The sequence below is a fragment of the Nonomuraea sp. NPDC047897 genome, assembly GCF_043204415.1.
Taxonomy (GTDB): Bacteria; Actinomycetota; Actinomycetes; order Streptosporangiales; family Streptosporangiaceae; genus Nonomuraea.
This window is the reverse complement of record NZ_JBIDCC010000004.1, coordinates 74,521-98,254: the sequence shown is the minus strand read 5'-3', so window position 1 is coordinate 98,254 and position 23,734 is coordinate 74,521. Positions and strand designations below refer to the sequence as shown.

The following is a 23,734-nucleotide window of genomic DNA, read 5'->3' as shown; positions in this document are numbered from 1 at the left end:
GGGTCAGGCCTTGTACGACTCGGGGGTCATGCGGGTGGCGACGCCCATCCGGTTCCAGGCGTTGATGGTGGCGACGGCCACGACGAGCGCGGCGAGCCCGGCCTCGTCGAAGTGCTCGGCCGCCTCCCGCCAGATCTCGTCGGTGACGTCGTGGGTGGACAGCCGGGTGGCGGCCTCGGTGAAGGCCAGGGCGGCGCGCTCCTGGGGGGTGAAGAAGGGCGCCTCGCGCCACACGGACACGGCGTGCAACCTGGCGTCGCTCTCGCCGGCCCGCTTGGCGTCGGAGCTGTGCATGTCCACGCAGTAGACGCAGCCGTTGATCTGGCTGGCGCGCAGCCGGACGAGTTCGAGGAGAGGCGCGGGCAGCGCGCTGGCGGCGACGTAACGGTCCAGGCCGGCCATGGCCCGGTAGGCGTCGGCGGCGAGGTCGCCGAGGTTCAGACGTTCGGTCATGGGGGCCAACCTAGGGGGCAATTTGTCCCGTTATAAGCTCCAATTTCCGGCGAAACGATTGGGCCAAGCATGGACGTGCACGTGACCCTGTCCGGGCGCGGCGACCTGGCGGCACAGGTCTACCGGCAACTGCTGGAGGCGATCCTCGACGGGCGGATCCGGTCGGGCGAGCGGCTGCCGCCGACCCGGGAGCTGGCGCGGCGGCTGGAGATCTCCCGCAACACGGTCGCCGTGGCCTACGACCGGCTGGTGGCCGACGGGTTCCTGGTGGGGCGGGCGGGCGCGGGGACGTTCGTGGCCGCCGAGCCGGTACGGGACCGTGCGGCGCCGCGCGGGGTGGTGCAGCCGCGTGCCCTGTGGCGTTCGCTGCCCCCGGCGCAGCCGCCGGGGGCTCCGGCGGCGTACGACTTCCGGGCGGGCGTGCCGGACCCGCTGCTGTTCCCGATGGAGGCGTGGCGCCGGCTGCTCGCCCGCGAGCTGCGGGTGAGCGCGGTGACCGGCGGATACGGCGACCCGGCGGGGCACGAGGGCCTGCGCGAGGCGATCGCCAGGCACGCCGGGGTCAGCCGTTCGGTACGGGCGGGCGCCGGTGACGTGCTCATCACCAGCGGCGCGCAGCAGGCGCTCGACCTGGTGGGGCGGGTGCTGATCGAGCCGGGCGCCTGCGTGGCCGTCGAGGAGCCCGGCTACCCGCCGGCGCGGCTGTTGTTCCGCTCGCTCGGCGCGCGGGTCGCCGGGGTGCCGGTGGACGACGAGGGCATCGACGTCTCCGCCCTGCCGAACGCCGCCCGGCTGGTGTACGTCACGCCGTCCCACCAGTTCCCGCTGGGCACGCCGATGTCGCCGGCGCGCCGGGCGGCGCTGCTGGCCTGGGCCGAGCGGCGGCAGGCGGTGATCGTCGAGGACGACTACGACAGCGAGTTCCGCTTCGGCGCCCGGCCGCTGGAGCCGTTGCAGAGCCTGGACCGGGCCGGCCGGGTGGTCTACGTCGGGTCGTTCTCGAAGACGCTGCTGCCGGCGCTGCGCCTCGGTTTCCTGGTGGCGCCGGCGTCGCTGGCGCCCGCGCTGCGCGCCGCCAAGCAGCTCACTGACTGGCACGGGGTGGTGCCGACGCAGGCGGCCCTGGCCAGGTTCATCGACGAGGGCCTGCTCTCGCGGCACATCAGGAAGGCCACCCGCGAGTACGCCGCCAGGCGCGCGCTGATCAGCGAGACGCTGTCCGAGGACGACCGCCTGCGCCCGGTGCCCTCGGTCGCGGGCCTCCACCTGTGCGCGCACCTGGCTCCCGGCGTGTCCGTACGGCCCGCGCCCGGCCTGGCGGTGGAACCGCTCGCCGCGTACCACGCAGGGACGCCGGCCGGCTCCGGGCTGATCATCGGGTATGGCGCGATCGGGCGGCAGGCGATCCCCGCGGGGCTGCGGCTGCTGCTGGGGTCGCTACGGCTGGGGGTGCCTGCGGCCCCAGAAGCGCCTGGCTCGCTCGCCTGAGTGCTCGGGGTCGTCGGGCGGCGAGGGCTGCCGCACGATGACGAGCGTGGCATTGGCGTGGCGCGCGCAGTACATGCTGGTGGAGGGCAGCAGCAGGCGGCTGAGCAGCCCGCGCCTGCTGCGGCCGAGCACGAGGAGGTCACCCTCGCGGGCCAGGTCCACGAGGTGGTAGCCGGGGTCGCCGACCTTGCCGACCACGACCGTGGTGAGGTCGTCGGGCATTCCGCCCGCCACCTCGTCGAACACGCCCGCGATGATCTCGTTGCAGCGCGCCTCCTCCCCCGCGCGCAGGGCGTTCTGCACGGGCAGCGCCTCGGGGAACGGATGCGCAGGCGCCCTGCTGACGTGCACGGCGACGAGCGGCATGCGGTGCAGCCTGGCGGCTCCGATGGCCCAGGCCAGGGCCCAGCGCGAGGCGGGGGTCTCGTCGACCCCGACGATCAGTCTCGCTCCGCTGGGCAGGTCACGTTCCACGGCACCCTCCTCACAGGGGTACTCGACCATAGTGCTCCTTGCCGCTGGTTACCTGAAGGTGGCAATTTGCGAACTTTGGGATCCCCGAGAGGGGTGACGCGCAGAGTCACCACTTTGCTGGCCGCCGCGGGCGACGGCAACCCCAACGGGCGGATCTTCAGACCAACCTGAGAAGTCCTTCGAACAGCGTCTCACGTTCGTCGCCGCTGAGCCGGTCGTAGGCCTGGGCGGCCCGGCGGTTGGTGTCGTCCTCGATCGCGTCGCGGACCGGGCCCGCCTGCAGGTCCGCGATCGTCCCCGCGGTCAGGCCGGCCGCCGCCCAGGCCGCGGCGTGCGCGTCCGCCCGGTGGTAGCGCAGCACGGCGACCCGGTTGAACAGCAGCACCCCCACGGGCGTGCCCGCCGGCTCGTACGGCGGCGCCATCACCTCCAGGGCTCCCCCCGGATCGCGTCCGGCGCGGTCGAGGACCCGGCCGGCGAGGTCGGCGACGGGCTTCAGGTCGTGGGCGGCCCAGACGCGCCGGGTGGCGGCGGCGTGCGCCGCGTACAGGCCGTCGATGAACGCCAGTCCCCTGGCCGTGACCCGCAGCGTGCCGTCCCCGTCCTCGGCCAGGGTGCCCTGGGCCTGGTGCTCGCGGACCTCGGCGGCCAGCTCGGCGGCGCTGCCGTACCGGTAGACGGCGGACAGCGCGGCTCGGGTGAGCGGGCGCAGCGGCAGAACATAGCGCAGGTCGAGCAGGAGGCCTGGGGTCAGACCGACGGATTCGGCGTGGGCGGTGACCGCCCGGCGGGCCGAGGCGTGCACATTCACGTGGACCGCGTTGATGACCGGAGCGATCGCCGCGGCATACGTCGACAGATCCTGAATTATCGGCATTGTGGGCCATTATGCCCGCGTTTATGCCCGCGTTGCGGGCAATCTCCAGCCGATTCCCGGCGAATCATCACGGACCCGCTCCAGGGTCTTCGAAGGGGAGCTCAACCGGACGGACCGGTCCGGTGTTCCTGCACCGCCGTTCCCTCTTCCCCTGCCTGGAGTACCCCCATGTCACCGAGCCGCTGGTGGGCTCTGCCCGTGGTGCTGGTCGCCGTCTTCATGACCACGCTGGACTTCTTCGTGGCCAACCTGGCGATCCCGTCGATCCGGGCGGAGCTGGCCGCCGGCGGCTCCGACGCGCAGCTCGTGATCGCGGCGTACGGCCTGGCGTACGCGGCCGGGCTCGTGGTCTCGGGCCGGCTGGGCGACCTGTACGGGCCGCGCCGGGTCTTCGTCGCGGGGCTCGCGGTGTTCACGCTGGCCTCGGCCGCGTGCGGGTCCGCCCCGTCGCCGGGGGCGCTGGTGGGGGCGCGGGCCACGCAGGGGCTGGCGGCGGCGTTGCTCGCGCCGCAGGTCCTCACCCTGCTCGGTGCGCTGTACCGGGGCGCGGACCGGCCACGGGCCTTCGGCTGGTACGGCACCGCCGTGGGCCTGGCGGGGGTGGGCGGGCAGGCGATCGGCGGGCTGCTGGTCGCGGCGGACCCGATGGGGCTGGGCTGGCGGGCCTGCTTCCTGGTGAACGTACCCCTCGGGCTGACCGCCCTGGCCCTGACGCCGTGGCTGGTCCCCGCCCCGCCCACCGCCGTACCCGCCCCGCGCACCGCCGTACCCGCTGTACCCGCCGTACCCGCTGTACCCGCCGCGGCCGCCGTGGCCGCCGTGCCCGCCGCGGCCCCGGACAGGACGGCCGGGCCGGGCGAGCGCGGGGACGGCGGGCTCGACGTGGCGGGAGCGGCGCTGGTCGCGGCCGGGCTGGTGGCGCTCGTGCTGCCGCTGGTCCAGGGCCGCGAACACGGCTGGCCGGCGTGGACGTGGCCGTGCCTGGCCGCCTCGGCCCCGCTGCTCGCCGCCTTCACCCGCCGTCAGCGGCGGCTCACGGCCATCGGGCGGCAGCCGCTGCTCGACCTCGACGTCTTCGCTGCGAAGGGGTTCGCGGCGGGGCTGGTGGCCGTGGCGCTGCTGTTCGGCAGCTCGGCGGGCGTGTCGTTCGTGCTGGCGCTCTACCTGCAGGAGGGGCTGCGGCTGGGCCCCCTGGGCGCCGGGCTGGTGTGCACGGCGTTGAACGCGGGATTCTTCGCCGCCTCCCTGCGCACCGGATCGCTGGCGGGGCGGCTCGGGCACCGGTTGCCGCTGGCCGGGGCGGTGACGCTGGTGCTGGGGCTGGCGTCGCTGCACCACGCGGTCGGGAGCGCGGTCGGGAGCGCGGGTGCGGCGCCCTACCGGGTGGCGGGGGCGCTGCTCGTGGCAGGCGCCGGGATGGGGCTGGTGATGTCGCCGCTCATCTCCGCCGTCCTGGCCCGCGTCCAGCCCGCCAGAGCCGGGGCGGCCGCGGGCGTGCTCGGTACCGTGCAGGAGACCGGCGGCGTGCTGGGCGGCACGGTGACGGGGACCGTGCTGCTCGGCTCGCTCGGCACCGGCTGGCCGGCCGGTGCGCAGGCGGCGCTGACCGTGCCCGTCGTCTGCGCGCTGGGCGTGCTGGCCGTCCTCGCCCTGACCAAGCCCGCCCTCTGCCGCGCACCCACCTGCGCGTGAGATCCCGCGACAATCGCGGAACGAAACCTTCCGCAATGCTTCCTACCGTGGGGACATGGCGAACGACGGCGACATCCACCCCTTCCGCATCCACATCCCTCAAGCCGACCTGGACGACCTCAGGTCCCGCCTGACCGGCACGCGCTGGCCCGCCCAGCCGGGTGCGGACGACTGGAGCCGCGGCGTCCCCACCGGCTACCTCAGGAAGCTGGCCGACTACTGGGCCACCGGCTTCGACTGGCGAGCGTGGGAGGCGACGCTGAACGAGGTGCCGCAGTTCACGACGGTCATCGACGGACAGACGATCCACTTCTGCCACGTGCGCTCCCCCGAACCCGGCGCGGTGCCGCTGCTCCTCACCCACGGGTGGCCGAGCTCGCCGGTGGAGTACCTGAAGCTCCTGGGCCCGCTGACCGATCCCGGCGCCCACGGCGGCGACCCCGCAGACGCCTTCCACCTGGTGATTCCCTCGCTGCCGGGCTACGGCTTCTCGAACCCGATCGGCCCCGGCGGCTTCAACCTCTTCGGCGTGGCACGCGCCTGGGCGGAACTGATGCGCCGGCTCGGCTACGACCGGTACGCGGCCCACGGCACCGACGTCGGCTCGGGCGTGACCGGCATGCTGCCGATGGTGGACCCGGGGCGGGTGCTCGGCGCCCACCTGAGCGGCACGGTGGCGGCACATCCGTTCGGCCCGGCGATCGAGCTGGACGGGCTGACGGGCGCCGACCGGGCGCGGGCCGAGCGGTTCAACGCCCTGCGCGAGGACGGCGTCGGCTACCTGGCGATGCAGGCCACCCGGCCGCAGACCCTCGCGTACGGACTGAACGACTCGCCGGCCGGGCAGCTCGCCTGGATCGTGGAGAAGTTCCGGGAGTGGACCGACCCGGCCGCCCCGCTGCCCGAGGACGCGGTCGATCTCGACCAGCTCCTGGCCAACGTCAGCATCTTCTGGTTCACCGGCTCGGGGGCGTCCACCGCGCACGCGGTGTACGAGGGAATGCGGGCCTGGCGCGCCTTCGCCGCCCAGCAGGAGCAGGCGCAACCGGCCGCCGACCCCGGGCAGCGGCAGGGCCCGCCGACCGGGGTGGCCGTCTTCGCCGCGGACACCACGATCCGCTCGATCATGGACCCGGCCGGCCTCGTCACGCACTGGTCGGAGTACGACCGGGGCGGCCACTTCGCCGCCATGGAGACGCCCGACCTGCTCGCCCGCGACATCCGCGCCTTCTTCCGCCGCCTGCGCTGACGCCCGGTCAGGTGACCGACCGGCCCGATCGGCTGCCGGGCGGGGGATCCAGGGGTTCGGCAGGAGGGATGGCGCAAAGCGTGGGATGATGGCGGCACTGTGTCCGCGTCCGTGCCGTTCCGCCTGCTGCGCACCTCGGTGTTCGCCGTGGTGTGTCTCGCGCTTGGTCTGGGGGCGCACCTGTTCGGCGGGGGCACGGTGTCCGCGGGCACCCTGGCCGGTGGGCTGGTGGCGGCGTTCGCGGTGGCGTACCCGCTGTCGGGCCGCGAGCGGGCGTTCGGCGCCATCCTGCCGCTGCTGGGCGGTCTGCAGGTGGTCATGCACGTGGCGTTCTCGCTCGCGCATGCCGCCTCGCCGGTCGAGGTGGTGGCACACGTCCACTCGGGCCTGATGCCGGGGCTCGGCATGCTGGTGGCGCACGCGTGGGCGACCGGGCTGACGGCGTTGTGGCTGGCCCGGGGCGAGGCGTTGTTCTGGGCGGTGCTGCGGCGACTGGCGGTGCGGCTGCTGGTGCTGTTCCGGCCCGTCGCGTTCACGCCCTTCCTGCCCGCCTGTACGGCTGAGCCGCCCGTGCTGCGGTCGGCTGTGCTGCGGTACGTGGTCAGCAGGCGGGGACCGCCTGTGCTCGTCGATTTCGGCTGACATTTCCTGATTTCGACGACATTTGCCCGGACGGGTGGCTTCGCCATGCCCGTACCCGGGTGGAAAGGCATCCCCATGTTCTCCCGTCCCGCTCTGACCCTGGCCGCCGTCCTCGCCCTGGGCGCGTGCGGCGCACAGCCCGCCCAGGACGCCGCCGCGCCGGCCTCCCAGCCGCCCGCCGCCACCACGACCGCCGGAGCCGGCGCGTCCGCCGGAGCCGCCGAAGGGGCGGCTCTCAGCATCACCGACCCGTGGGTGAAGACCGTGCGGAAGGGGATGACCGCCGCCTTCGGCACCCTGGTCAACAACACCGACGCCGACATCGCGGTCGTCGCCGGCACCTCACCCCTGTCGCCGAAGATCGAGCTGCACGAGGTCGTCGAGGCGGACGGCAAGATGGTCATGCGGCCCAAGGAGGGCGGCTTCGTCGTGCCGGCACGAGGCACCCACGAGCTGAAGCCCGGCGGCGATCACATCATGCTGATGGACGTCACCGGCGAGGTGCAGCCGGGAGCCCGCGTCCCGTTCACGCTCACGGTCAAGGACGGCGCACCGCTGGAGTTCACCGCGGTGGGCAAGGACTTCGCCGGGGCGAAGGAGGACTACCAGCCCGGGGCCGGACACTGATGGCGTCCGGGATCAGCAGGCGGGCGCTGCTGGCCGGCGGCGCCGCCGCGCTGCCGCTCACGGTGGCGGGCACGGGCGACCGCGCCTCCGCCACGACGGACGACGCCGCCACGGCCCACAGCCCCACCGTGGAGCCGTTCGACGGCGTCCACCAGGCGGGCATCGCCACCCGGCCACAGGCCCACGCCGTCTTCCTCGGGCTCGACCTGAAGCCGGGCAGCGGCCGCGACGCGATCTCCCGGCTCATGCAGCTGCTCACCGACGACGCCCGCCGCCTCACCCAGGGGCGGCCGGCCCTCGCCGACACCGAGCCCGAGCTGGCCACCGACCCCGCCCGGCTGACCGTGACGTTCGGATTCGGCCCCGGGCTGTTCAGGGCGGCCAAGGTGGACTCGCCGGTGGCGCCGCTGCCGCCGTTCACCGTCGACAAGCTGGACGACCGGTGGAGCGGCGGCGACCTGCTGGTGCAGATCTGCGCCGACGACCCGATCACCGTGGCCCACGCGCTGCGGATGGTGGTCAAGGACGCGCGGTCCTTCACCAGGGTCCGCTGGACCCAGCGCGGCTTCCGGCGGCGGGCGGGCGTGGGCTCCACCGGTGAGACGCAGCGCAACCTGATGGGCCAGCTCGACGGCACGGTCAACCCGACGGACCTCGACCGCGCAGTGTGGATCGGACAGGGACCCGAGGGGATGCGCGGCGGCACCACCATGGTGCTGCGCCGTATCCGGATGAACCTGGAGACCTGGGACGCCGCCGACCGGCCGGCCAGAGAGTTCACCATCGGCCGCCGCCTGAACACCGGTGCCCCGCTGACCGGGAGGGCCGAGCGGGACGAGCCCGACTTCGCCCGGCTGAACACCCTGGGCTTCCCGGTCATCCCCGAGTACGCCCACATCAGGCGGGCGCGGGTGGACGATCCGGGGCAGCGCATCCTGCGAAGGCCGTACAACTACGACGACGGGCTGACGGCCGGCGGGACGTCCGACTCGGGGTTGCTCTTCGCCGCCTACCAGGCGGACGTCGAGCGGCAGTTCGTCCCGGTGCAGCGCAGGATCGCGGAGGGCGACCTGCTCAACGAGTGGATCACGCCGATCGGCTCGGCGGTCTTCGCCATTCCGCCGGGGTGCGCGGCCGACGGCTGGATCGGCGACCGGCTGCTCGGCTGACAGCGAGGGCGGGCGCGTCCGCTCACCCGAACCGCCGGTCCGGCAGGCAGGACGGCGGCCGGTCCGAGGGCGGCCAGACGTAGGGAAGGTCGTCGGGCTCGGGGCCGAAGAGCGGCGTGAAGAGGGGGCCGTAGAAGTCCGGGGCCTTGCGCAGGAGGGCGGAGCGGTGGCTGCGGTGGAGAGCGGCGTCGCCGAGCCAGGGCGGCAGCTCGCCCGCGGCCGCCAGAACGGGCTGGCTGCGGACGGTGTGCCGGTCGCAGCGGGCGGCCAGGTCGCGGGCGATGGTGTCGGCGCAGGTGTCGGAGCGGCCGGTGGAGCACCAGTGGCGGCACACGTCGAGGCCGTAGCAGGCCAGCGCCTCCTCGTAACCCGCCCACATGCGGACGGCCGGGTGGTGGCGCCAGCCGTAGCCGGGGACGGTGAGGGCGCGCAGGATCTGCAGGGCCTCGACCCGCTGCTTACCGAGGCGCAGCGGGTCGAGGGACTCGGCGCAGCGGGTGAAGTCGGAGAAGGGCAGGAATGTTTGCATCGGCTCGCCGTCTCGCCGTCGTGGGGCCGTCCACCGGCAGGTCTCATCCGGGCCCTGCCCGCAGGCCGGGCCCGGATAACGTCCCTGCTCACGGACGCCGTGCCGCCACGCCCCGCGCAGCGGCGTCCGGCCAGGCGCGCGCGGCGCGGCGGTGTCCGGCCAGGCGCGCGCGGCGCGGCGGTGTCCGGCCAGGCGCGCCCGGTGCGGTGGCTGGACGACGCGGCGCGCCCGGTGCGGTGGCTGGACGGCGCGGTCGTCAGGCGCCGAGCAGGGCCGCGACTGCCGCGGCCGCGCCGGGGTGGCGGGACAGCAGTTCGCCGGCCGCGCCGGAGGCGGGCGCCGCCCCGGCGGCACCCCAGCCTTCCTCGCAGCCGAGAAGCGCGGCGACGGCGTCGCACGCGACCGGATGGGCGGCCAGCAGCGTGTTGGCCGGCCCCGTCGTCACGGCCCGGGCCGGGACGGACGCCGGCGCGGACCCCGCCGTCCAGGGCGGGGTCCAGGCGTCGAGGTCGGCCAGCGCGGCGGGGAACGTCCGGCCCGCCTCGCGCACCAGGATGGGCACCAGCTCGGCCGCCTCCTTGCGGAGCGTGGTGATGAGCTTGGGCAGCCACGGCAGCAGCACCGGGTCGGGCAGTCGCGCGAACGCCTTGGAGATCACCTCCACCACGAACGGCCCCAAGGACGGCACCGACTCCAACGCCTGCACGAAACCCGTGATGTAGAGCGGGAACGACGGGATGACCAGCGGGTTGGAGAGCAGCTCGTCGCAGCGGGCACGCAGCTCGGCGAGCGGGAGCAGCCCGAGCTGCGACCGGGCCGCCCACAGCAGCGCCACCTTGGCGGGCGCCTCGGGGTGCGACTGCTGGACGGCCAGTTCGAGCTGGGCGCGATCGCAGCCGAGCGACAGCGCCAGGCCCTCCATCGTGAACAGGAACCCCAGCATGGCGCCCACCTGCCGCACCCCGGTGTCGTCGGCCACGAAAGCGGACGGCAGCAGGGTGCAGTAGTGGGCGTAACCGCCGGTCACGAACGCCTCGCACCAGGCGGGCAGCTCCGGCTCGGTGGCCCGGTAGTGGGCGAGCAGCCGCCGGATGCGGCGCAGCACCTCGGGCGCGTCGTCCACGCTCCGCTCGGCCGCCAGCAGCTCCACGGCCCGCGCGCCCAGCTCGTCGGTGAACCGGCGGCTGCCGAGGAAGAGGATCGAGTCCTCGACGGCCGCCAGCGCGGCGGCCGCGGTCGCCTTCGGGTCCCATACGGCGCGGCGCAGCCGCTGCTCCAGCACCTGTTCGACGGTGACGCCCTCGTAGCCCAGCTCGATCACGGCCCGCTGGTGCTGTCCGATCGTCAGGTCCCAGCTCTCCTGGATGGAACGCTCGCCGAGCCGCCGCGAGCCCATGATGGGCCGCACGGCTCCGTCGGGCAGCAGGTAGCGCAGCATCCACAGCAGGTGGGAGCAGGGCTGGAGGTGGGGGTCGGCGTTGAGGTCGAGCAGCGCCCGCTGGACGGTGCGCTTGCTCAGGTCGAGGCCGAGCGGCTCCAGCCGGTCGTAGACGTTGCGGGCCAGCGGCGGCAGCGCGTCGTAGCCGACCTGGCCGATCCGGTCGCCGCCGAGCAGGATCTCGCACAGGTGACGCACGTCGCGACGGCCGGGGACGCTGTCCTTCTCGATGCAGGTGACGGCCGCGTCCTGGAAGTCGTACGGGGTGGGCCGGACCCGGTTGCGCATGCCGGCGAGCAGGATGGACGTCTCGTACACGGCGATGGCGTCGGCGGTGCTGGCCAGGTAGCCGTTGCGGCGCGCCAGCCGGACGATGTCCACGCACCAGCCGAGCAGCTCGGCCTCGTCGACGCCGTCCAGCTCGGGCGGGCTGGACAGGAAACCCGTCAGCTTGTCGGTGACGGGCCGTGCCGCCGGGGCGGGCGGCGCGGCCTTGGCCTTCTTCTTGCGGCCGCCCTGCTGGCCGTCCAGCCGGTACGGCTGGACGCCGCCGCGGGAGACGGCCTTGGCCCAGGTGGCGGTGGCGATCGACACCGAGCCGGAGGCCAGCCCGAACTGGGCCTCGATGGCCGAGTGGCTGGACGGGATGAGCCCGTACAGCCAGCGGGTGGCCGTGCGCGGGGTGATCTCGTAGCCCGCCGTGCCGGACAGGCCGAACTCCGCCACCCGGCTGGCGGCGTGGAAGGCGCCGCACACGTACAGGCAGTCGGCGGGGTCGGCGCCGGTGGCGGCGAGATGCTCGCGCATGCGGGTCCACATGTGGCGCTCGCGTTCCTCGTCGCGGGCCAGCCGGTCACCCTCGGGCGTCAGGCGCCGGAAGAGGCTGCCGATCAGCACCATGACCTGGCGGTAGGTGTCGTAGTCGGCGCCGGCGAGCGGCTGCTCGACGTACTGGTCCCACCATTCGGACCAGTGGCGGACCTTGCCGTGGTGGAGCAGGTGCTCCTCCAGCTCGGCGAAGCGGGGGCGCAGGTCGCCGATCTCGATGCCGACGGCGTCGCCGTGCAGGCCGGCCTCCTCGCCGGCGGCGCGGGCGGGCTCCTCCTCGCGCGGCCGGCTCTGGAAGACGTGGTCGGACGAGCGGTCCACCAGCACCAGCTCGACGCCCGGCGTCTCAAGGGCGTACGCGATGGCCTGGTATTCGGCCGACGCCTCCGTGATGGGCGCCACCACGCTGAGCGGCCCCCAGCCCGCGGGGAAGCCGTCGAGCTCGGTCGCGAACGCCTGCAACGCCACCGGCAGGCGGCAGTTGCGCAGCTCACCGAGCAGCGGCCCGAGGTCCTCGCACAGCTCAAGGTAGATGACCTTCGGCTGTTTGTCGCGCAGCCGCCTGGCCATGGCCAGGGCCGAGGCGGGCGAGTGGTGGCAGACCGGGAAGATCTCCAGCTCCTCGCGCAGCGCCCGGTCGACGTCGTCCACCAGGCCGGCGAGGATCTCCGGCACGGCGGCGGGGGCGGCGGCGAAGTCGGCCGCCGCGCCGAGGAGCTGTGCGCGCAGGGCGCCGAACGGGCTCATGAGAGCGTGGAGATCGCCTGGCGGCCGCCTTCGAGGAAGCCGGGCCACTCACCGCCGTCCTTCTTGCTGCGGGGCTCGACGACGCCGTGCCAGTACTTGTTGAGGATGGCCAGGTCCTCGGGGCTGCGCCGGGCCAGCGAGCCGACCAGGGAGCCGCCGAGGGTGTGGGCGGTCAGCGCGCGGTCGCCGAAGAACTGGCTGTGCAGGATGGCGTCCTCCAGCACGCCGATCTGCTCGGCGGTGGACAGCGCCGACTCCAGCCGCTCGTCGTCGCTGGAGGCCGAGGCGGACGCGGCCCGCAGGTCGGCGAAGCTCTGCAGCAGGATGTCGAGCAGGGTCGGGGGGACGTCCAGCTCGATGCGGTGACGGCGCAGCAGCTCGGTGGTGCGGAACCGGACGATCTCCGCTTCGCTTCGCTTGTTGGTCACGACGGGGATGCGGACGAAGTTGAAGCGCCGCTTCAGCGCCGACGACAGGTCGTTGACGCCACGGTCGCGGCTGTTGGCGGTGGCGATGATGGAGAAGCCGGGCTGGGCGAAGACGATGTTGTCGTCGTCGAGCTCGGGGATGGAGACGTACTTCTCCGACAGGATGGAGATGAGGGCGTCCTGCACGTCGCTGGTGGAGCGGGTCAGCTCCTCGAACCGGCCGATGACGCCGTTCTCCATCGCCGTCATGATGGGCGAGGGGATCATCGACTCGCGCGACTGCCCCTTGGCGATGACCATGGAGACGTTCCACGAGTACTTGATGTGGTCCTCGGTGGTGCCGGCCGTGCCCTGGACGACGAGGGTGGAGTTGCGGCAGATGGCGGCGGCGAGCAGCTCGGCCAGCCAGCTCTTGCCGGTGCCCGGGTCGCCGATCAGCAGCAGGCCGCGGTCGGAGGCGAGGGTGACGATGCTGCGCTCGACGAAGCTGCGGTCACCGAACCACTTCTGCGGGATCTCCCGGTCGAGCCCGTCGGCACGCTCGGACCCGAGGATGAACAGCCGCACCATGCGGGGGCTGAGCCGCCACGAGAACGGCTTGGGGCCGTCGTCGATCGACTCCAGCCAGTCGAGCTCGTCGGCGTACTTCACCTCTGCGGGGGCACGCAGCATCTCGGTCATTCGCGGGTTCTCCTGGAGTGGTTAGGCGAGGAAGCTCTTGAGCTCGAACACGAGTTTGCGGATGTGGCCGGAGATCACGGGCGTGCCCAGGTCCTTCAGCTTCTGCCGGAACCATGGGTCCACGCTGGCGCCGCCGGAGCTGTTGACCGAGCCGACCGGGATGAACTTCACCCCGGAGCGGTGCACCGCCTCGAAGTCGGTGAGCAGCTCGCGGTTGTCGTAGAAGTCGGAGATCCAGACCAGCACGGTGTTGCGCGGTTCGGCGATCTTGGGCCGGGCGAGCGCCATCGCGACCGTGCCGTCGGTGCCGCCGCCGAGCGTGGTGCGCAGCAGCACCTCGAACGGGTCGCTCACCCACGGGGTCAGGTCGAGCGCCCGGGTGTCGTAGGCGATGAGGTGCACGTCGACCTTGGGCAGGCCGGTGAAGATCGAGGCGAGGATGGTGCAGTTGACCATCGCGTCCACCATCGAGCCCGACTGGTCGACGACCACGATGAGCCGCTGCGGGGTGGTCTTGCGGGCGGTGTGCCGGTAGAAGAGGCGGTCGACGTAGAGCCGCTGGTCGTCGGCGTTCCAGTTGGTGAGGTTCTTCCAGATGGTGCGCTGGACGTCGAGGTTGCGGAAGACGCGCTTGGGCGGTACGGACCGGTCGAGCTTGCCGACGCTGGTCTTCTCGACCTGGGTGCGCAGCACCTCGGCGACCTCGTCGACGAACCGGCGGATCAGCGCCTTGGCGTTGGCCAGCGCGATGCCCGACAGGTTGGCCTTGTCGCGCAGGAGCTGCTCGATGAGCGACATGCTCGGGGTGAGCTGCTTGGCCAGGGCGGGGTCGGCCAGCACCTCGCGCAGCCGCATGCGGCGGACGAGGTCGCCTTCGAGGCCGGCCAGGACGCCGCCGAGCTCGGTGTCGCCGGGGCGGCCGCGCAGCGCGCCGCGCTCGCAGCCGAGCGCCTCCTCGAACCAGCCGGCGTCCTGCTGCCAGCGGGACAGGTCGGTCGCGGTGACGTTGCCGGTGCCGGTGGAGAAGACGTTCAGCAGGAGCTTGGAGACCAGCGCCGCGCGGCGCACCTCGTCGGCGCCGACCTCCGCCGGCCCCTCCTCCTCCTGGGCCTGGTCCTCCTGGGCCTGGTCCTCCTGGGCCTGGTCCTCGGCGAGCAGGCCCCTCAGCTCGGCGCCGAGGTCGGGGAAGCGCTGCACCAGGTTGTCGACGGACACGCCGGGGTCGAGCAGCGCGGGCGGGAGACCCAGGTCGTCGACGACGGCGACGCTGGCCGCCTCCAGGGTGGGCTGCTCGTCGGCGCTGAACAGCCGCGCCATGAGGCGCCAGTAGAGGACCTGGCGGCGGTTGGCGTCGGCGGACACGCCGGAGCCGGTGAGGGAGTCGTCGGTCATTTGCGCAGCAGCCGTCCGGCTCGCTCACGCAGCACGGCCACCACGTCGCCGGCCTTGGCCTCGGCCTTGACCACCTTGGGGTCGGTGGGGCCGAGCGCCCAGTCGCCGGTGTGGGCGGTGACGGGCTTGCGCTTGACCGTCGCCTGGACGGCGAGCGGCTGCACCGACCAGCGGCCGGCGTCCCAGCGCACCAGGCCGACGCACGCCGTGGAGGCCGCCACCAGCTCGGGGGTGAGCGGGCCGCACCCCGGCAGGCGGTCGAGCTCGACGGCGAGCCGGTGGCCGTCGAGGACCAGCCCGTCGCCGTCGACCGTGTAGCCCTCCAGCAGGACGGGCTCGGCAATGCGCGCGGGGTGGCGGTCGAGCGGCGTGACGGCGGGGGCGAGGGCGTCGGCGAGCTGGACGCGGGCGACGGCGAACGGGTCGGCGGGCTCGCCCGCCGACGCCCGGTCGTCGTGCCACAGCAGGTCGCCGCCCGCGAGCAGCGGCATGTCGGTCAGGTCGAGGCTGCGCCGCTCGGCGAGCGCGCCGAGCAGCACGGGATGCGCGTGCAGCAGCCGCCACACGGCCGGGCCGGTGATGGTGTCGACCTTGGCGGCGGAGACGCTCGCGCGGACCAGCCGGGCGACGCCGCCGCCGGTCGGCTCCAGCAGGCCGTGCACCTGGACCTGGACGGCGGTGCCGTGCTCGTGCACGTCGGTGCCGAGGACGAGCAGCCGGCCGGACACCGGCTCGGGGGCGGGCTCGTCGGGCAGGCCCTGTGCCAGCAGGACGGCCCGGCCCCACAGGTCGGCCCACCGGCGGGCCGGCACGCGGGGCGCGGTGGCGATCGGGCAGCACGCGGCCAGCTCGGCGGCCAGGCCGTCGAGCAGGACCGCGACGCGGCGCAGGCGGGGCTCGGCGAGCAGCGCCTCCACGGTCTGGCTGGAGGCGGAGACGAGGTCGTGGTCGACGCCGCGCCAGCCGGCGATGGCCAGCTCGTGCAGCCAGGAGCGGGCGGCGGCGAGCAGGTGGTCGGCGGCGGGCGCCGGAGCGGCCGGCGCCTCCCAGGTGGCCCGGGTGCGGCCGAGCGCGGTGTCGAGCCGGCCGAGCAGCGCGTCGTGCACGGCGCCGAGCAGGGCGGTGCGCGCGCCGGCCAGCGCGGTCAGGTGGTCGCCGGCGACGGACCCGGCGGTGATCTTGTCGGCGGCCTCGCCGGCCCGGTCGCCGAGGGGCGAGGCCGACACGGCGCCGGCCAGGGCGACCAGCGCCGCGGCCCGCTCCTCGCCGAGCCGGGCGAGCCCGTGGGTGAGCGCGTCGTCGAATCCGGTGACCAGGTCGAGCGTCTCGGCGACGCCCGGCGTATCGCCGTCGAGCAGGGCGGCCAGCTGCACTCCGAGCATCAGCGCACCGCCCCCGCCGGGAACCAGTGGAGCTCGGGCAGCGGGGCCGTGGCGCCGGGCAGCTCCAGGTAGGCCAGGTGGCGCAGGAACCTGCTGAACACCATGGCCACCGGCGTGCGCTCGACCCCGCCGCCGAGGGCGCCGATCAGGTCGCCGTCGTCGCCGACGTCGGCCCGCAGGTAGCCGGCGACCCGGTCGAGGCCGTACTGGGTGACCGCCTCGTCCACGAGCAGTCGCAGGTGCTTGCACGGCGCGCCGTACAGGCCGCCGCACGGGCGGTTGTTGTTGGTGCTGCAGTCATAGGTGTGGGTGCCGGCGGCGACGGACGAGACGTAGACCCGCTCGATGTCCGATCCGCTCGACACGACGCCCTGCAGCCGCCCGTCCGCCAGCTCGACGAAGGGCACCTTCGCCAGCTTGCGCGGGCGGACGGGCGACACGACCCGTGCCGTGCTCCGCTGCTCCCACGCGGGTGAGTCCGCGCTCACGACTCTCGACCTCCCCGGCCGGACGGCTCGCGGGACGCCGGAAAAAGGGGTGGCACCAACGCGAACGGCTGATCAATGAGTCGGTAATGTATCCCATCGCTCCGACAGAATCGGGGACGAATTGACGATCTTGCCGGCCCCGCCCGGTCAGCGCAGGTAGCCGTGCAGGAAGGCCCGGACGCCGGACGTCACCGTCTCGTCGAGCTCCCGTTCGTCCGGCACGCCCGTCCGGTGGGCCGGGTTGCCGGCGGAGATCAGCAGCATCAGGTGCAGGGCGGCCCGGTCGGGGTCGTGGACGCGCAGCAGCCCCCGGTCGACCCACTGCCGCAGGTGGCCGGCCAGCTCGCGGCGGACCCGGAGCGGCCCCGTCTCCTGCCAGGCGTCGATCACGGCCTGCGGGATGTGCCCGGCCTCGGCATTGACCTGCCTGACCAGGGCGAAGTGCTCGGCGTGCTCGGCGGTCGTCGGCCTGGCCAGGGCGCGGCCGAACTCGATCAGGTCCGCCTCCAGATCGGTGATCTTGCGCAGGTGGCGGTCGATGACGGCGATCTGGGCCTCGGCTGCACGGCCCGCGCTCTCCTGGATGACGGTCTGGAAGAGCTCCGTCTTGTCGGTGAAGTGGTTGTAGATCGTGCGCGTGGACACGCCCGCGGCGGCGGCGATGGCGTCGATGCCGGCGCGGGTGTAGCCGTCGCGCGCGAACACCGTCAGGGCGCCGGCGAGGATCGCCCGCCGTTTGTCGGCCAGCCCGCCGCGTGGGCGTGCCGTCTTCGTTCTTTCGCTGGTCACCGCGATCCTCCCGGCAGTTTTTACAATGAACGTTTTACTTCTTGCCATGGTCGTTGTACCTTACCGTCCATGACCAGAATCGCTATCATCATCGGAAGCACCCGTCCCCGTCGCAGGTCGGCGGTCGTGGCCCGTTGGGTCGCCGACGTCGCCGCCCGGCACCCCGCCGTCACGGCCGGCGAGGCGTCCTTCGAACTCGTGGACCTGGCCGCGTACGGGCTCCCGGTGCTGGACGAGCCCCTTCCCGCGCTGTTCGGCGACTACCGCAACGAGCACACCGCCGCGTGGGCCGAGACGGTCGCCTCGTTCGACGGGTTCGTCTTCGTCACCCCGGAGTACAACCACTCCGTCCCCGCCGCGCTGAAGAACGCCGTCGACTTCCTGTACGCCGAGTGGAACAACAAGGCGGCCGGGTTCGTCAGCCACGGCGTGCACGGCGGCACCCGGGCCGTGGAGCACCTGCGGCTCGTCATGACCGAGCTGCAGGTCGCCAACGTGCGCACCCAGGTGGCCCTGTCGGCGTACACCGACTTCGAGCTCACCGACCCGGCAGAGCCCGGCGTGATCGCGCCCGGACCGCACCAGGAGCCGACCCTGATGGAGCTGTTCGACGAGGTCATCGCCTGGTCGCGGGCGCTCCGGCCGCTGCGCGACGCCGCCGTCGCCGCCTGACCGTCCGCGAGACGCTCATGAGATATCGGCTGCTGGGCCGCACCGGCCTGCGCGTCTCCGAGGTCTTCCTCGGCTCGATGACCTTCGGCGAGGAAGGCATCGGCGCGTCCGACGAGGACGCCCGCCGCATCCTCGACCTGTACGACGAGGCCGGCGGCAACGTCGTCGACACCGCGAACTTCTACGGCGACGGCCGGAGCGAGAGCATGCTCGGCGAGCTCCTGCGCGGCCGCCGTGACCGGTTCGTCGTCGCCACCAAGTACACCGTCACGCGCGACGGGAGCGATCCGAACGCCGCGGGCAGCCACCGCAAGAACCTCACGCTCTCCCTTGAGCAGAGCCTGCGCCGGCTGCGCACCGACCACCTCGACCTGTACTGGGTCAACCTGTGGGACCGGCACACGCCGATCGAGGAGACGATGCGAGCGCTGGACGACGCCGTGCGCGCCGGGAAGATCCTCTACATCGGCATCTCCGACGCGCCCGCCTGGCTGGTCGCCCAGGCCGACACGCTGGCCGACTGGCGCGGCTGGACCCCGTTCGCCGCGGTGCAGGCCCCCTACAGCGTGCTCGACCGCGACGTCGAACGGGAGCTGCTGCCGATGGCCGAGGCGTTCGGGCTGACGGTCGCCGCGTGGGGGCCGCTCGCCCACGGCGTCCTTTCGGGATCGTTCACCCGTCCAGAAGGCCCCCGGACGCGGACCCGCGTCGCGCCCGAGTCGCTCGGCCCTCGCGAGCGGGCCGCCGCGCGGGCCGTGCAGGCGGTGGCCGACGAGCTGGGCGCCACACCCGCCCAGGTGGCGATCGCCTGGACGCGGGCGCGCTCGCGGGCGGTGCACCCGCTCGTCGGCGCCAGGTCCCCCGAGCAGCTCCACGACACCCTCGGCGCCCTCGACCTGGCGCTCCCGGCCGACGCGGTGCGGCGGCTGGACGAGAGCACCGGCTTCGTCCTGGGCTTCCCCGGCGACTTCCTGGCCCGGACCGGGTCGGTGTTCGGCGAGGTCGCCGCCCTCGTGGACGGCAGGCGGACGTGACCGGACGGCCCGGCACGCCGCCGACGCGCGAGGACGGCGTCGCGATCGAGCACCGCGCCGTGAGGGCGCAGTCGTGATCAGCCGCTCCGCGGGGGCAGGTCCAGGGCGCGGCGCAGGAAGCCGAGCTGGTGGAGCAGCAGGTTCTCGGCGACCGACTCCTGGGACGGCAGGTGCGTGGTGCGGGGCAGCGGCAGCACCTCGTGCGGCCGGCCGGCCTCCAGCAGCGCCTGCGAGAACCTCAGGGTGTGCGCGGGCACCACGTTGTCGTCGGCCAGGCCGTGGATGAGCAGCAGCGGGCGGGTCAGCGACGCGGCCTCCCGGATCGGGGAGCAGCGGTCGTACGCCTCCGGGTGCTCGTCGGGGTGGCCGAGATGGCGTTCGCGCCAGTGGGTGTCGTACAGGCGCTGGTCGGTGACGGGGGCGCCGGCCACGGCAGCGTGGAAGACGTCGGGGCGGCGCAGCACCGCGAGCGCGGCCAGATAGCCGCCGAACGACCAGCCGCGGATCCCCACCCTGCCCAGGTCGAGGACGGGGCGGCGGGCCGCCGCCGCGCGCAGGCCGTCCACCTGGTCGGCCAGCACCGGACCGGCCAGGTCGAGGTGGACCGCGCGTTCCCAGGCCGGGCCGCGGCCGGGGGTGCCGCGGCCGTCCACCGCGAGCACGGCGAAACCCTCCTCGGCGAACCACTGCGAGACGTACGTCCACCACGCCTGCTCGTCCGTCACCTTGCGCAGGGCCGGACCGCCGTACGGGTCCATGAGCACGGGCAGCGGGCCGTGGCCGGGGGTGTGCCAGGACGGCAGGAACAGCGCGGCGCGCAGTTCCCGCGGGCCGAGCGTCAGCAGTTCCACGCGCGGGTCGAGAACGGGTCGTTCGGCGTGGGAGGCGATCTCCAGCGAGCCGACGCGGACCTTCGTGCCGGGGCGGGTCAGCGTGCGGGACTGGAGGATCGTGGTGCCGCCCCGGCGTAGGCCGGTGTGGACGCCGGGCTCGTCGCTCACCCGCCGGAGGCCGCCGGCCGGGTCGTGGGCCCACAGGTGGGTCTGCGTCGACTCGTCCGAGGCGGTGAACAGGACCGTCTCGCCGTCCACCGCGACGACCGCGCCGAGCTGGAGGCCGGGGGGCGTGACCGGCTCGCCGGCCACCAGGAGGCGGCGCGTGTCGTCCAGGTCGGCGCCCGTCAGCAGCCGCCCCGCCGCGTCACGGGCGGGCAGGCCGGGGACCAGCTCGACCCAGGCGTCGTCGCGCTGCTCGGCGAGCACGCGGGTGGCGCCCGTGGCGGGATCGATTCCGAGGACGAGCAGGCGCCGCTGGTCACGGCTCTGCACGGCGGCGTACGGGCCGGCGGCGTCCCAGCCGGCGCGGGTGAGGTACTCGAAGGAGGAGGCGTCCCAGCGGACCCGGACGGCAGGGGCGCCGGGGGCGGCGATCCACAGGCTGACGTCGGCGTTGGGCGTGCCGGCCGCCGGATAGGGGAAGCTCACCGGCGGGGCGGCCGGGTCGGACGGGTCGGCCAGGTGCCAGCGCCGCACCGGGGCCGTGTCCACCCGGGCGACCAGCAGCCGCCGTCCGTCGGGAGCCCACCAGTAGCCGCGGTGGCGACCCATGGACTCGGCGGCGACGTGCTCGGCCAGCCCGTACGTGATCTCCGGGCCGTCGGGCGCGAGCACCACCTCGTCCGTGCCGCCGTCGGCGGTCACCACGCGCAGCGCGCCGCCGCTGACGTAGGCGACGCGCCGGCCGGTGGGGTCGGGGCGGGGGTCGAGCACCGGCTCCGCCGCGGGGATCCGGCGCACGGTCCCGTCGGCGGGCCGGACCGTCCACAGGCGGCCGGACAGCGCGCAGGCGAGCAGCTCGCAGGCGTCGTCGGCGGCGTAGCCGACGATGCCGGAGGACAGCTCGCCGGCGCGCAGGCGGCGGGTCCGTTCCTCGGGCGACAGCTCCTCCTCGGCCTCGGACAGCAGGGTGAGCAGGTCGGCGAGCAGGCGTTCGCGGCCGGAGGCGAGGTCGAGCGACCACAGGCAGGAGACAGGGTCGTCCCCGGCGCGGCTGCGCAGGAAGAAGACGGTCGCGCCGTCGGGCGAGAGCGTGAACGCGCCGGGCGCGCCGAGGGTGAAGCGCCGGGTGCGGGCGAGTTGGCGGGGAAGTGACGTGGTCAAGGCTGCTCCTCGGGTGATACGGCTCCACGAAGCAGCGTGGCCGCCTCCGGAAGCGGAGCGCGGCCTGACCCGAGGGACACTACAGCATCCGTGGCCCGTCGTACCGGCCGGGCTCGGCGCCCCGCGCGGCACCGACCCCGGCCCGGCCGGTGCCCTCGCGCTGCCGGCGGTCGCCCCGGCCGGCGCCGGTGGCGTCAGGACCAGGCGCCCGCCTCGGCGGCGCGGGCCACGTAGGTCTCGAACGCCAGCGGGTCCCGGCCGAGCACCCGGCGGACGCCGTCCACCGGTTCGGCGGTGTGGCCGGCTCGGTGCAGCGCGAACAGGGTGTTGAGCGCGTCGGCCGCGACCTCCGGATACCCGGCGGCGAGCAGTTCGGCGCGGTACGCCTCCGGCGTCAGCTCCTCGTAGGCGACGGCACGGCCCGCCGCCCGCGCGATCGTCTCCACGGCCTCGGCGAACGTCAGCCCGCGCGGTCCCGACAGCTCGTATACCCGGCCGGCGTGCCCGTCGCGGGTGAGCACGGCCGCGGCCACCTCGGCCACGTCCTCCACGTCCACGAACGGCTCCGGCACGGCGCCGATGGGCAGGGCCAGCCGGCCCGACCGCAGCGGCTCGTGCCACAGGTCCTCGTCGAAGTTCTGGTTGAAGTTGTTGGCCCGCAGGATCGTCCACTCCGCCCCGGAGCCGCGCACGGCGTCCTCGGCGGCCGCCATTCCTTCGCCGAAGCCGCTCTGGACGTGCTCCATCCCGCGCCCCGACAGGACCGCGAACCGGCCCACGCCCGCCTCCACCGCCTGCTTGACGAAGTCGTGCACCGGGGTGGGGTCGTCCGGTGCCACCAGGTACACCGCCGAGGCGCCCGTCACGGCCGCCCGCCAGGTGTCCGGGCGGGTCCAGTCGAAGCGCAGTTCGCCGGAGCGGGAGGCGGCCCGCACGGTCTCGCCCGCCGCGCGGAGCCGCGGCACCAGGCGGCGTCCCGTCTTGCCCGTCGCCGCGAGGACCAGGATGTCGTTCGCATGTGTCGTCATGGCTTCGAGTCAACCGGCGGCCCCGCCGCGCGGCCATGGCCGTCCGTTCGCGCTCCATGTCTGATCGTCCGGGGCCTGAGCGGCCGGGGTCCGATCGTCCGGGACCCGAGCCTTCGGGGGTGCGGCTCGCTCGGGTGGGCCGGTGTCCGAGGCGGCGGCCTATCGTGGAGGCGTGGACCCGTTCGACGATCTGTTGCGTGGTGTGCGGGCCGACGGGGCGATCTTCGGCCGGTCGGTGCTGACGCCGCCGTGGGCACTGCGGTTCGCCGACGAGGCGTCCCTGACGTTGTGCGTGCCGTTGCGCGGCGAGGGCTGGATCGTCGGTGAGGGGGGCGGGGAGCCCCGGCGGCTGCGGACGGGCGAGGCGGCGATCGTGCGGGGGCCCGAGCCGTTCGTCTTCTCCACCGAGCCGCCGAGGGCGGGCTCGCCGGTGCGGGACGTCCGCGGCGGCCGGGTGCCCGGTGACGGCGGTGGGCCGGGCGATCACGGCGTGGACCTGGCGGGGCCCACCGTGCTGCTGGCCGGGGCCTACCACATGCGCGGGCAGGTGCCGCGGCGGCTGCTCCGCGTGCTGCCGCCGCTGCTGCTCGTGCCGGACGAGCACGACTGCGCGGCCATGACCGACTACCTGGAGGCCCAGCTCATCGGGGCGCGGCCGGGCCGGCAGGTCGTCCTGGACCGGCTGCTCGACTGGTTGCTGGTGTGCACGCTGCGCGACTGGTTCGATCGGCCGGAGGCGGTGCGTCCGGGGTGGTACCACGCGCTGGGCGACGACGTGGTCGGCCCGGTGCTCCGAGCCATGCACGAGTTCCACGGCCGGCCGTGGACGCTCGCGTCGCTGGCCGCCGAGTCGGGGGTGTCGCGCACCACGCTGGCCAAGCGGTTCACGGAGCTGGTGGGCGAGCCGCCGCTGGCCTACCTGACGGAGTGGCGGATGGCGCTGGCCGCTGACATGCTGGCGGACTCGGCCGAGACGGTGGCGGCGGTGGCCCGCCGGGTGGGCTACGCGGACGCGTTCGGTTTCAGCGCGGCCTTCAAGCGGGTCCAGGGGATGAGCCCGAGCGGGTACCGGCGACACCGGGAGAGCCTGCGGGAGGCTCCGGCCCGGAGTTCGGGGCCGGGAGACGGGCGGTCGGCGTCAGGGTGACGGCCGGGCAGGCCGAGGGGATCACGGGCGGCACGTACCTGGGGTCGTGGTCCGCGGTCGCGGCCGGGATGACGGCGTCAGCTCGGACAGCGCCGCCCCGTCTCCGTGGCTTCCCGTGACGATCCCGTGTGCCCGGCGCTCTCCGTGTTGCCTCGCCGCTGGTGGGGAGCATATCCGTGGACACGGTCGGTGACGCCCGGGCGTGTCGGGGGCCGGTGGAGGATCGAAGGCGGCGGCGATGGGTAGAGGGCCTGATGTCGCCCCCCCCGATCACCACTGAAGGGGACCACCTACGTGACTCCTCCGCTCCCTGAAGGAAGC

General features: G+C 74.2%; 21 protein-coding genes. 9 read left to right on the top strand and 12 right to left on the bottom strand.

Annotated elements, in window-relative coordinates:
* Positions 1-3 precede the first annotated feature (3 nt).
* Positions 4-453 (bottom strand): carboxymuconolactone decarboxylase family protein, encoded by a 450-nt coding sequence (locus tag ACGF0J_RS10330; protein WP_393144098.1) that lies wholly within the window; start codon positions 451-453, stop codon positions 4-6.
* Positions 454-522: 69 nt separating this feature from the next.
* Between ACGF0J_RS10330 and ACGF0J_RS10325 the strand changes: the two genes are divergently transcribed.
* Positions 523-1,941: a PLP-dependent aminotransferase family protein gene (locus ACGF0J_RS10325; RefSeq protein ID WP_393144096.1), complete on the top strand. Its 1,419-nt coding sequence runs from the start codon at positions 523-525 to the stop codon at positions 1,939-1,941.
* Here ACGF0J_RS10325 and ACGF0J_RS10320 read toward each other — a convergent pair.
* Both ACGF0J_RS10320 and ACGF0J_RS10315 read right to left on the bottom strand, forming a co-directional pair.
* Entirely contained in the window at positions 1,891-2,415 is a 525-nt protein-coding gene (locus ACGF0J_RS10320; RefSeq protein ID WP_393144094.1) for a universal stress protein, read from the bottom strand. The genes ACGF0J_RS10325 and ACGF0J_RS10320 overlap by 51 nt on opposite strands.
* A 157-nt stretch (positions 2,416-2,572) precedes the next feature.
* Positions 2,573-3,292, bottom strand: a complete 720-nt coding sequence (locus ACGF0J_RS10315; RefSeq protein ID WP_393144092.1) for a hypothetical protein — start codon at positions 3,290-3,292, stop codon at positions 2,573-2,575.
* Between the two features lie 168 nt (positions 3,293-3,460).
* On the opposite strand from ACGF0J_RS10315, the gene ACGF0J_RS10310 reads away from it, so the two are divergent.
* The 5 genes from ACGF0J_RS10310 (at position 3,461) to ACGF0J_RS10290 (ending at position 8,671) form a co-directional block, all read left to right on the top strand.
* Complete coding sequence (locus tag ACGF0J_RS10310) at positions 3,461-4,984, top strand: MFS transporter (protein ID WP_393144090.1); 1,524 nt, start codon at positions 3,461-3,463, stop codon at positions 4,982-4,984.
* 55 nt (positions 4,985-5,039) lie between these two features.
* Positions 5,040-6,233, top strand: coding sequence for an epoxide hydrolase family protein (locus ACGF0J_RS10305; protein WP_393144088.1), 1,194 nt, complete (start codon positions 5,040-5,042; stop codon positions 6,231-6,233).
* 99 nt (positions 6,234-6,332) lie between these two features.
* On the top strand, positions 6,333-6,875 hold the full coding sequence (locus tag ACGF0J_RS10300; RefSeq protein ID WP_393144086.1) for an MFS transporter: 543 nt from the start codon (positions 6,333-6,335) through the stop codon (positions 6,873-6,875).
* 75 nt (positions 6,876-6,950) lie between these two features.
* Complete coding sequence (locus ACGF0J_RS10295) at positions 6,951-7,502, top strand: copper chaperone PCu(A)C (RefSeq protein ID WP_393144084.1); 552 nt, start codon at positions 6,951-6,953, stop codon at positions 7,500-7,502.
* Positions 7,502-8,671 (top strand): Dyp-type peroxidase, encoded by a 1,170-nt coding sequence (locus ACGF0J_RS10290; protein ID WP_393144082.1) that lies wholly within the window; start codon positions 7,502-7,504, stop codon positions 8,669-8,671. Before ACGF0J_RS10295 ends, ACGF0J_RS10290 begins: the two co-directional genes overlap by 1 nt.
* A 22-nt stretch (positions 8,672-8,693) precedes the next feature.
* Here the strand turns inward: ACGF0J_RS10290 and ACGF0J_RS10285 are convergent, their stop codons facing one another.
* From ACGF0J_RS10285 to ACGF0J_RS10255, 7 genes are all read right to left on the bottom strand, one after another.
* Entirely contained in the window at positions 8,694-9,200 is a 507-nt protein-coding gene (locus ACGF0J_RS10285; RefSeq protein WP_393144080.1) for an MSMEG_6728 family protein, read from the bottom strand.
* Between the two features lie 256 nt (positions 9,201-9,456).
* Positions 9,457-12,213 carry a DUF5682 family protein gene (locus ACGF0J_RS10280; protein ID WP_393144078.1) on the bottom strand — a complete coding sequence of 919 codons (2,757 nt, stop codon included), beginning with the start codon at positions 12,211-12,213 and terminating at the stop codon, positions 9,457-9,459.
* Positions 12,210-13,322: an AAA family ATPase gene (locus ACGF0J_RS10275; RefSeq protein WP_393144076.1), complete on the bottom strand. Its 1,113-nt coding sequence runs from the start codon at positions 13,320-13,322 to the stop codon at positions 12,210-12,212. Before ACGF0J_RS10275 ends, ACGF0J_RS10280 begins: the two co-directional genes overlap by 4 nt.
* A gap of 21 nt (positions 13,323-13,343) precedes the next feature.
* Entirely contained in the window at positions 13,344-14,714 is a 1,371-nt protein-coding gene (locus ACGF0J_RS10270; protein ID WP_393144074.1) for a VWA domain-containing protein, read from the bottom strand.
* Positions 14,711-16,096: a hypothetical protein gene (locus tag ACGF0J_RS10265; RefSeq protein WP_393144072.1), complete on the bottom strand. Its 1,386-nt coding sequence runs from the start codon at positions 16,094-16,096 to the stop codon at positions 14,711-14,713. Before ACGF0J_RS10265 ends, ACGF0J_RS10270 begins: the two co-directional genes overlap by 4 nt.
* Positions 16,096-16,584 (bottom strand): hypothetical protein, encoded by a 489-nt coding sequence (locus ACGF0J_RS10260; protein ID WP_393144070.1) that lies wholly within the window; start codon positions 16,582-16,584, stop codon positions 16,096-16,098. Before ACGF0J_RS10260 ends, ACGF0J_RS10265 begins: the two co-directional genes overlap by 1 nt.
* 147 nt (positions 16,585-16,731) lie before the next feature.
* A complete protein-coding gene (locus ACGF0J_RS10255; protein WP_393144068.1) occupies positions 16,732-17,373 on the bottom strand; it encodes a TetR/AcrR family transcriptional regulator C-terminal domain-containing protein in 642 nt (213 codons plus the stop codon).
* 69 nt (positions 17,374-17,442) lie between these two features.
* Between ACGF0J_RS10255 and ACGF0J_RS10250 the strand changes: the two genes are divergently transcribed.
* Both ACGF0J_RS10250 and ACGF0J_RS10245 read left to right on the top strand, forming a co-directional pair.
* Positions 17,443-18,045 (top strand): NADPH-dependent FMN reductase, encoded by a 603-nt coding sequence (locus ACGF0J_RS10250; protein ID WP_393144066.1) that lies wholly within the window; start codon positions 17,443-17,445, stop codon positions 18,043-18,045.
* A 17-nt stretch (positions 18,046-18,062) separates the two neighbouring features.
* Positions 18,063-19,079, top strand: a complete 1,017-nt coding sequence (locus ACGF0J_RS10245) for an aldo/keto reductase (RefSeq protein WP_393144064.1) — start codon at positions 18,063-18,065, stop codon at positions 19,077-19,079.
* Positions 19,080-19,156: 77 nt separating this feature from the next.
* Here the strand turns inward: ACGF0J_RS10245 and ACGF0J_RS10240 are convergent, their stop codons facing one another.
* A complete protein-coding gene (locus ACGF0J_RS10240; RefSeq protein ID WP_393144062.1) occupies positions 19,157-21,238 on the bottom strand; it encodes a prolyl oligopeptidase family serine peptidase in 2,082 nt (693 codons plus the stop codon).
* Positions 21,239-21,432: 194 nt separating this feature from the next.
* Positions 21,433-22,266 (bottom strand): NAD(P)H-binding protein, encoded by an 834-nt coding sequence (locus tag ACGF0J_RS10235; RefSeq protein ID WP_393144060.1) that lies wholly within the window; start codon positions 22,264-22,266, stop codon positions 21,433-21,435.
* 172 nt (positions 22,267-22,438) lie between these two features.
* Here ACGF0J_RS10235 and ACGF0J_RS10230 point away from each other — a divergent pair, with 172 nt between their 5' ends.
* A complete protein-coding gene (locus ACGF0J_RS10230) occupies positions 22,439-23,413 on the top strand; it encodes an AraC family transcriptional regulator (RefSeq protein ID WP_393144058.1) in 975 nt (324 codons plus the stop codon).
* Positions 23,414-23,734 lie beyond the last annotated feature (321 nt).

Excerpts from the sequence above, each read along its gene's own strand:
- ACGF0J_RS10330 (WP_393144098.1), bottom strand. The coding sequence starts at position 453 with ATGACCGAACGTCTGAACCTCGGCGACCTCGCCGCCGACGCCTACCGG.
- ACGF0J_RS10325 (WP_393144096.1), top strand. The coding sequence starts at position 523 with ATGGACGTGCACGTGACCCTGTCCGGGCGCGGCGACCTGGCGGCACAG.
- ACGF0J_RS10315 (WP_393144092.1), bottom strand. The coding sequence starts at position 3,292 with ATGCCGATAATTCAGGATCTGTCGACGTATGCCGCGGCGATCGCTCCG.
- ACGF0J_RS10310 (WP_393144090.1), top strand. The coding sequence starts at position 3,461 with ATGTCACCGAGCCGCTGGTGGGCTCTGCCCGTGGTGCTGGTCGCCGTC.
- ACGF0J_RS10305 (WP_393144088.1), top strand. The coding sequence starts at position 5,040 with ATGGCGAACGACGGCGACATCCACCCCTTCCGCATCCACATCCCTCAA.
- ACGF0J_RS10295 (WP_393144084.1), top strand. The coding sequence starts at position 6,951 with ATGTTCTCCCGTCCCGCTCTGACCCTGGCCGCCGTCCTCGCCCTGGGC.
- ACGF0J_RS10290 (WP_393144082.1), top strand. The coding sequence starts at position 7,502 with ATGGCGTCCGGGATCAGCAGGCGGGCGCTGCTGGCCGGCGGCGCCGCC.
- ACGF0J_RS10285 (WP_393144080.1), bottom strand. The coding sequence starts at position 9,200 with ATGCAAACATTCCTGCCCTTCTCCGACTTCACCCGCTGCGCCGAGTCC.
- ACGF0J_RS10280 (WP_393144078.1), bottom strand. The coding sequence starts at position 12,213 with ATGAGCCCGTTCGGCGCCCTGCGCGCACAGCTCCTCGGCGCGGCGGCC.
- ACGF0J_RS10275 (WP_393144076.1), bottom strand. The coding sequence starts at position 13,322 with ATGACCGAGATGCTGCGTGCCCCCGCAGAGGTGAAGTACGCCGACGAG.
- ACGF0J_RS10270 (WP_393144074.1), bottom strand. The coding sequence starts at position 14,714 with ATGACCGACGACTCCCTCACCGGCTCCGGCGTGTCCGCCGACGCCAAC.
- ACGF0J_RS10265 (WP_393144072.1), bottom strand. The coding sequence starts at position 16,096 with ATGCTCGGAGTGCAGCTGGCCGCCCTGCTCGACGGCGATACGCCGGGC.
- ACGF0J_RS10250 (WP_393144066.1), top strand. The coding sequence starts at position 17,443 with ATGACCAGAATCGCTATCATCATCGGAAGCACCCGTCCCCGTCGCAGG.
- ACGF0J_RS10245 (WP_393144064.1), top strand. The coding sequence starts at position 18,063 with ATGAGATATCGGCTGCTGGGCCGCACCGGCCTGCGCGTCTCCGAGGTC.
- ACGF0J_RS10235 (WP_393144060.1), bottom strand. The coding sequence starts at position 22,266 with ATGACGACACATGCGAACGACATCCTGGTCCTCGCGGCGACGGGCAAG.